General features: G+C 62.5%; 8 protein-coding genes. All 8 read right to left on the bottom strand.

Features of this window, described 5'->3' with window-relative positions; translation table 11 throughout:
• Positions 1–488 (bottom strand): PfkB family carbohydrate kinase (locus tag ACK5L9_RS22935; protein ID WP_416913770.1); only part of this gene is annotated, 488 nt, incomplete at its 3' end.
• Positions 485–1,270 (bottom strand): TIM barrel protein, encoded by a 786-nt coding sequence (locus ACK5L9_RS22930; protein WP_416913769.1) that lies wholly within the window; start codon positions 1,268–1,270, stop codon positions 485–487. The genes ACK5L9_RS22935 and ACK5L9_RS22930, both read right to left, overlap by 4 nt.
• Positions 1,271–1,277: 7 nt before the next feature.
• The gene (locus ACK5L9_RS22925) at positions 1,278–2,285 is read right to left on the bottom strand and encodes a Gfo/Idh/MocA family protein (RefSeq protein WP_416913768.1); all 1,008 of its coding nucleotides are present in this window, start codon (positions 2,283–2,285) and stop codon (positions 1,278–1,280) included.
• A gap of 10 nt (positions 2,286–2,295) precedes the next feature.
• A complete protein-coding gene (locus ACK5L9_RS22920; RefSeq protein WP_416913767.1) occupies positions 2,296–3,198 on the bottom strand; it encodes a sugar phosphate isomerase/epimerase family protein in 903 nt (300 codons plus the stop codon).
• Between the two features lie 66 nt (positions 3,199–3,264).
• Positions 3,265–4,194 carry a sugar ABC transporter substrate-binding protein gene (locus ACK5L9_RS22915; RefSeq protein WP_416913766.1) on the bottom strand — a complete coding sequence of 310 codons (930 nt, stop codon included), beginning with the start codon at positions 4,192–4,194 and terminating at the stop codon, positions 3,265–3,267.
• A gap of 10 nt (positions 4,195–4,204) precedes the next feature.
• A complete protein-coding gene (locus ACK5L9_RS22910; RefSeq protein ID WP_416913765.1) occupies positions 4,205–4,978 on the bottom strand; it encodes an ATP-binding cassette domain-containing protein in 774 nt (257 codons plus the stop codon).
• Positions 4,979–4,990: 12 nt separating this feature from the next.
• The gene (locus ACK5L9_RS22905; protein WP_416913764.1) at positions 4,991–6,067 is read right to left on the bottom strand and encodes an ABC transporter permease; all 1,077 of its coding nucleotides are present in this window, start codon (positions 6,065–6,067) and stop codon (positions 4,991–4,993) included.
• Positions 6,068–6,144: 77 nt separating this feature from the next.
• Positions 6,145–6,891, bottom strand: a 747-nt coding sequence (locus ACK5L9_RS22900; protein ID WP_416913763.1) for a substrate-binding domain-containing protein, incomplete at its 5' end; no start/stop codon positions are given.

Here is a 6,891-nt window from a genome sequence, read left to right as displayed (position 1 = left end):
GTCCTCGCCCCGTGCTTGCGCGCCAGCCGCAGAGCCTTCAGCACCGCCGCCCGCGTCTGCACATGCGACAGATGCGTCCCCGTCGCCAGAACCGAGCGCGCCTCGCTGATGAACCCCTCATCAATATCATCCTCGGTCAGCCCCATATCGGCGCAGTTCTCGCGATAGAAAATCAGCGGAAAACTGTCCTCGTCCCGAATGCCCAATATCACCAGCGCCGTCAGCCGGTCCGGGTCCGTCTTCACCCCCCGAACATCCACGCCCTCGCGCAGTAACTGCTCGCGAATGAACCGCCCCATATGCTCATCACCAACCCTGGTGATCACCGCAGACCGCAGCCCCAGCCGCGCCGTCCCGCAGGCAATATTCGTAGGACTGCCCCCGATATACTTCGAGAAACTCCCCATATCCTCCAACCGACCACCAATCTGGTCGCCATACAAGTCAACCGACGAACGGCCGATGGTGATGAGGTCGAGTGGCTTCATGGCGCGGCCCTGACATGGTCCATGCTGGCCTGTAACGCGGCCTGCGGGTCGGGCAGAGAGTGGACGGAAGCCGCGAAAGGTTCAAAGGAAAACGGACCCATATAGCCACCTGCAAACAAAGCCTTGATCTGGGCGATATTCCCCAGCCGGTCGCCATCATCGACCAGAACGCGATGCGCGTCCAGCATGTCATCGACGGCAACGGCAGGGTCGGTCACGCCCGAGATATGCACCAGCCCGGTGCGATGGGGATACAGTTCCGTCTCGCCGGAAAGATGGTGGTGGAACGTATCGTGCAGCAACCGGAATGTGCCGTCATTGCCCGCCTCGGAGATCGCTGCGATTGCTTCGGCCTTGGTGCGAAGCGAGCTGATGGGAAAGCCCAGAGGCTCGACCAGTCCGGTCAGGCCACGATCCGCGAGGATGGGCCTGATCGCGGCCAACGCCGCGACCACCTGCGAATGCGGCACAGGGCGGCCATCGTTCAGCGGGCACAGGACCAGCGCCGCCGCCCCGCACCCTGCGGCGTAGTCGGCCATGCGCAACGCCCGGTCGGGCACTTCGCCAGACCAGACATTGAACGGATAAAGCGCGTTGACCGACAGGATGGTGATGCCCTGCGCCTCGGCCTCGGTGCGGACGGCCTGCGGCAGCATGGTTCCGGTCACATCGGGAAGATCGTTGCGGATCTCGGCCTCGGTGACGCCGAGGCGGCGGCACATGGCAAAGAAATCGGCCAGCGCCAGCCGGGGCGCCGAGATATGATTGATGGCAAAACGCATCGGGGCCTCAGTCGTAAAGCGCCGGGCGGTCCGGCAGGGTGATGGGAACGATGCCGCCGCTTTCCTGCGCCGCGACGCAGGCATCCGACGCGATAGCGGCGGCATAGCCGTCCCAAGCCGACGGCCCCGAGGCCGTGCCGCGCGCGGCGGCCTTGATGAAATCTTGCAACTCGACATCATAGCTGTCGATGAAACGGTCCTTCCAGTCGGTCAGGATGGCGTTTTGCAACCGCGCGCCCTTGCGCATGACGATCGCCATTGGCTCGGGCAGGCTGGCCAACCCTTCCTCGCCCACGACCTGACACTGGATGTCATAGCCATAGCGGCAGTTCACGAAAATTTCGACATCGATGCGGATGCCCTTCGCGGTTTCCAGCAGCACGATCTGCGGATCGCGCAGCGCGGCATGGGCAAGGCCGGATTTGCGCGGGAATACCACCTGCGCCGAGATGTAATCGTCATCCAGCAGCCAGCGGAACACGTCGATTTCATGGATCAGAGTGTCATGGATGGCCATGGGGGTGACATAGGCATCCGGAACGGTCGGGTTGCGATGCGCGGCATGGACCATCAGCGGCCTGCCGATTTCGTGGTCCACCACCCGTTTCAGCATCAGGTAGCCCGTGTCATAGCGGCGCATGAAGCCGACCTGCACCAGCCGCGCGCCACGCGCGGCCTCGGCCTGAACGATTCGCAGCGCACCTGCCGCCGTCGTCGCCAGCGGCTTTTCGCAAAAGCAGGGCTTGCCCGCCGCGATGGCGGCCAGCACATAGGGTTCATGTGTCGCGCCGGTCGAACAGACCAGCACCGCATCCACATCCATCGCCGCGATCAGATCCTCGCCCCGGTCGTAAACCGCTGCCTGCGGGGCCAGATCGGCCTGAACCGCCCGCGCCGCATCGGGTCTGTAATCGCTTAGCGCGACCACGTCCGCCCCGGCCAGCACCTGCCGGATGCGCCGTGTGTGGTCGCGGCCAATCATGCCGGTGCCGATGACACCAATCCTGACGGTCATTCCTGTTGCCTCATTTGAAATAGGTGTCGATCATGCGCTGCATCTCGGTGCGCATGAATTTCCCGGATTCGTCGGCCCTTTCCTCCCACGCAAAGACGCAGGCGGTCATGATGCCGTCAAACCCGATCTCGGCCAGTGTCCGGTAGAAATCATCCCACGGAACCTCGCCCTCGCCGATATTCAGATGCTGATGTACGCGCGCCGCGCTGCCTGGCGGATTAACGATATAGCGCAGGCCCGAGCTGGCCTTGTGGTTGAACGTGTCGGCGATATGGACATGCGCCAGAACATCGGCGCATTCGCGCAGCATCGCCACCGTATCATCGCCGAAATAGAAGGTATGCGGTGTGCAATACAGGAACCTGACGCGGGGGCTGTTCAGCGTGCGGATCAGATCAACCGAGGGTTGCAACGTCTCGGTCCAGTCCTCGGGATGGGGTTCGATATGCAGGTTGATCCCCTCGCGTTCGAGGATCGGAACCAGTTCTTCCATGCTGCGCCACCAGGCGTCCTCGCAGGCCTCGATCATGCTGCCGGTATGGCAGCAATAGCAGGTGCCCTTGTCGGGATGCGGGCCACGGCCAAATTCGCTGTTCATCGTATCAACGCCCATTTCGACCGCGATTTCGATGGCGCGTTTCCAATGCCTGACAGCGGTGCGGCGTTCGTCTTCGTCACTGCTGGCCCACCGGTACATGGGCAGCAGCGTGGCGATGCCGACATTGGCGTCCGACAGCGCGCGCCTGAACGACTTTATCCGGTCGGGAAAGACGCGCGGTGCCTTGAACCATTCCAGGAAATCGGCGCGGGGGGAAAGTTCGATCCACTCATAGCCCAGTTCCGCGACTCTGGACGGAAGCTGTTCCAGTGGCAGGTGGCGATGCATGAAGGGGTCAAGGGCGATTTTCATCATTTCTTCTTTCATCGGCGCAAGCGGAACCGCAGCGGCGGCGCGCATCGCGGGAAAACGGGGGCGGCGTTACCGGTAATCAGCCATGTTTTCGCGGGTCACGGGTTCGAACGGGATCCAGATATTGCGGTCCGCATCCGCGCCACCGGCCAGCGAAACGGCGGTCTGCAAGGCCACCTCGCCCTGCCGCGCGGCGTTCTGATAGACGGTGACATCCAGATCGCCCGCCGCCAGCGCAGCCAGCCCGTCGGGCGTTGCGTCGATACCTGCCACGACGACATCGTCCATGCCGACCCCCGCCGTCTTCAGCGCAAGGATCGCGCCGATGGCCATTTCGTCGTTATTGGCAATGACGGCATCGAAGGAAACGCCCGCGGTCAGCCAGTTGGTCATCAGATCCTGCGCCTCGCCGCGCTTCCAGTTGGCGGTCTGTTCTTCGACCACGCGCATGCCGGAACAGTCGGGCGTGGCGATGACATCGTGAATGTCCTTCGTGCGGATAATGGCGGAATGATTTTCCAACGGTCCCATCATCACCAGCACATCGCCCCTGCCACCCAGCAATTCGCAGACCTGCCGGGTTTGCATCGTGCCGGAATCGACCTCGTCCGAGCCGACAAAGCTGACCCCTTCGGGCAGGGCGTCCACATCCCCCGGCGGGTGGTTCACATAGACCAGCGGCACGCCCGATTCGACGGCGGCCAGCGTGATAGCCGTTGTGGAATCGCCATCGACCGGGTTCACGATGATTGCGTCATAACCGTCGGCGATAAAGTTCCGCACCTGATCAAGCTGTCGCGCCACGTCGAGCTGCGCGTCCTCGAACACCAGATCGACATCGCCCGCCCGCCCCGCCTCGGAAGCGATGGCGTTTCGGATGATGGTCAGGAACGGGTTATCGAATGCCGTCATCGACACGGCCACCCGCGTTTCGGCCATGGCGGCCCCGGCATTTGAAACGCAGATCAGCGCGGCAGATATTGCAACCAGTTTTCGCATGGTATCCCCTTTACGCCGCGACGTCATATTCCGGCTGGGTCTTGGCGCCGGTGATATAGGCGACGACATCCTCGCCATTGGTTTCCTCTTTGCGCAGGTTGGCGCAGATGCGCCCGCGCCGCCACACGACGATGCGGTCGCACAGATCCATCACCTGCCGCATGTTGTGGCTGATCAGGATCAGCGGCTCGCCCTGTTCCTTCAGTGTGCGGATGATGTTTTCCACCTGCGCGGTCTCCTGTACCCCCAGTGCCGCCGTGGGTTCGTCCATGATGGTCAGCCTGGAATGGAAGGTTGCGGTGCGGGCGATGGCGACGCATTGGCGCTGGCCGCCCGACATGTTCTGGATGGTGTTGTGGATATTCGGGATTTTTACCCCGGTCTTTTCCAGCCCGCGCATCGTCGCCTCGCGCATGCCCTTGTAATCGAGGATCGAGAAAGGCCCCAGGTTGAAGAGCCGCTTTTCCCGGCCAAGGAACAGGTTGTCGGGCACGTCCAGATGATCGGCCAGCGCGAGGGTCTGGAACACGGTCTCGATCCCGGCCTCGCGTGCGGCCAGCGGGCCGTCAAATTCGACATAATCGCCGTTGAACCAGATCCTGCCCGCTGTCCGCTGCTCGACCGCAGTGATCTGGCGCACGAAGGTCGATTTGCCCGCCCCGTTATCGCCCATGATTGCCACGTGCTCGCCCTTGCGGATCTCGAAATTGCAATCCACCAGCGCGTGAACGCCGCCGTAATGCTTGGTCAGCCCTTCGGTGCGCAGGATGATGTCGCCTGTCATGATACAGCCCCCTTACATTCTTGCGGCCATGCGGCGCTGACGCCACTGGTCCAGCGCGACGGCGCCGACGATGATCGCGCCCTTGACCATTTCCTGATAATAGGCATCCAGCCGCAGGAAGGTGAAACCCGAGATGATGACGCCAAAGATCAGCGCCCCCAAAACGGTGCCAAGGATCGTGCCGCGCCCGCCCGAAAGCGAGATCCCACCGATCACTGCCATGGCGATGGCGTCCAGTTCGTACATCACCCCCATGCCCGCCTGCGCGGTCAGGTTCTTGGCACTGAGAACGATTGCCGCAATCCCCGCCAGCAGTCCGGCGATGGTATAGACCAGCACCTTGTGGCGGGCGACATTGATGCCCGACATGCGCGCCGCCGCCTCGTTCGAGCCGATGGCATAGGTGTGCTTGCCGTAGACGGTGAATTTCAGGATCAGGTGGAACAGGATTGCAAGACAGATGAAGATGATGACCGGCATCATGCCGCTGCCGATGGCCGCATAGCCCGGCGTCGGGAACGAAACCGGTTGCCCCTCGGTCCACCATTTCGCGACGCCGCGCGCGGATACCATCATGCCAAGTGTCGCGATAAAGGGCGGGATGCCGGTATAGGCGATGAAAGTTCCGTTGATCAGCCCCGCCAGCAATCCGCAGACCAGCCCCACGGTGATCGGCACCAGCACCGGCAAATCCATCCAGCCCCGGTCGAAGAACACCGCGCGGGTGTTTTCCATCCCGTTGATCTGGCCGACCTGCGCAAAGCTCATGGCGATCATGGCGGTCATGCCGACGATGGATCCCGATGACAGGTCGATGCCGCCGGTGATGATCACCTGCGTCACCCCAAGCGCGATGATACCGATGATCGAGACTTGCAGAATGATGATCTGCAACCGCGCCTGATTAAAGATGCCGGGCACATTCTCGCGCGTGTTGAAGAGAAAGCTGTCATTCAGCAGAACCCGGCCAAGCAATTCGAAGGCGACGACGATCAGCACAAGGGCGATGCCGACACCGGCTTCGGCGGGCAGGGTGCGCCTTGAGGCGTCGAAGCCGAGGCCGCCGATCCCCTGTGACGTATCTGACATGGTTCATACCTCGTTGCGACATGCGGGCAGTCATCTGCCGGGCAGAGCGGGTCGCGCCGCCCGGCTTTGCGGCACGATCAGTTTTTGGCCGCGTAGTCGGACATGTTCTCTGGCGTCACAAGCTGGAAAGGCACATAGACCTTCTGTTCGACCGCCTCGCCCCGCGACAGTTTCAGCGCCGCATCCAGCGCGCCCGAGCCCTGACCGGCGGCGTCCTGAAACACCGTTACGTCCAGCTCTCCGGCGGCCATGGCCAGCAGCGCGTCGCGGGTGGCGTCCACGCCTCCGACGATCACATCCTCCATACTGATCCCGGCGGCTTTCATGGCCTGAATGGCACCGATGGCCATCTCGTCATTATTCGAGATCAGCGCATCGAAAGGCGTACCCGCCGACAGCCAGTTGGTCATCAGATCCTGCGCCTCGTCGCGCTGCCAGTTGGCCGTCTGTTCGTCGATGATGTTCAGCGTCACAGCGCATTTGCCGCCGTCGATCACATCGTGAATATCGGCGGTTCGTTGCACGGCGGCCTGGTTCGACAGTTCGCCCATCATGACATAGACATTCGCCTCGGTCTTGCCGGCGGCGGCCAGCAGGTCGCAGACCTGAATGGTCTCCAGTGTGCCGGATTCGCGCTCGTCCGAGGCGACGAAGGCCTGATTGTCGGGCAACGCATCGATATTGACTGGCTGGCGGTTCACGAACACCAGCGGTACCCCGGCCGCCTGCGCCGCGTCGGTCATCGCCTGCGTGGCCGAGGTATCGACCGGGTTCACGATGATCGCATCCACGCCCGAGGCGATAAAGTTGTTGATCTGGTCAAG

The organism is Paracoccus sp. (in: a-proteobacteria), assembly GCF_047973135.1.
Lineage (GTDB): Bacteria > Pseudomonadota > Alphaproteobacteria > Rhodobacterales > Rhodobacteraceae > Paracoccus.
Note: the sequence above shows the minus strand (reverse complement) of the source record. Positions and strands in the feature narration are given on the sequence as shown.

What these genes read in the sequence shown, in the direction of transcription:
- ACK5L9_RS22930 (WP_416913769.1), bottom strand. Translation starts at nt 1,270, where the DNA reads ATGCGTTTTGCCATCAATCATATCTCGGCGCCCCGGCTGGCGCTGGCC.
- ACK5L9_RS22925 (WP_416913768.1), bottom strand. Translation starts at nt 2,285, where the DNA reads ATGACCGTCAGGATTGGTGTCATCGGCACCGGCATGATTGGCCGCGAC.
- ACK5L9_RS22920 (WP_416913767.1), bottom strand. Translation starts at nt 3,198, where the DNA reads ATGATGAAAATCGCCCTTGACCCCTTCATGCATCGCCACCTGCCACTG.
- ACK5L9_RS22915 (WP_416913766.1), bottom strand. Translation starts at nt 4,194, where the DNA reads ATGCGAAAACTGGTTGCAATATCTGCCGCGCTGATCTGCGTTTCAAAT.
- ACK5L9_RS22910 (WP_416913765.1), bottom strand. Translation starts at nt 4,978, where the DNA reads ATGACAGGCGACATCATCCTGCGCACCGAAGGGCTGACCAAGCATTAC.
- ACK5L9_RS22905 (WP_416913764.1), bottom strand. Translation starts at nt 6,067, where the DNA reads ATGTCAGATACGTCACAGGGGATCGGCGGCCTCGGCTTCGACGCCTCA.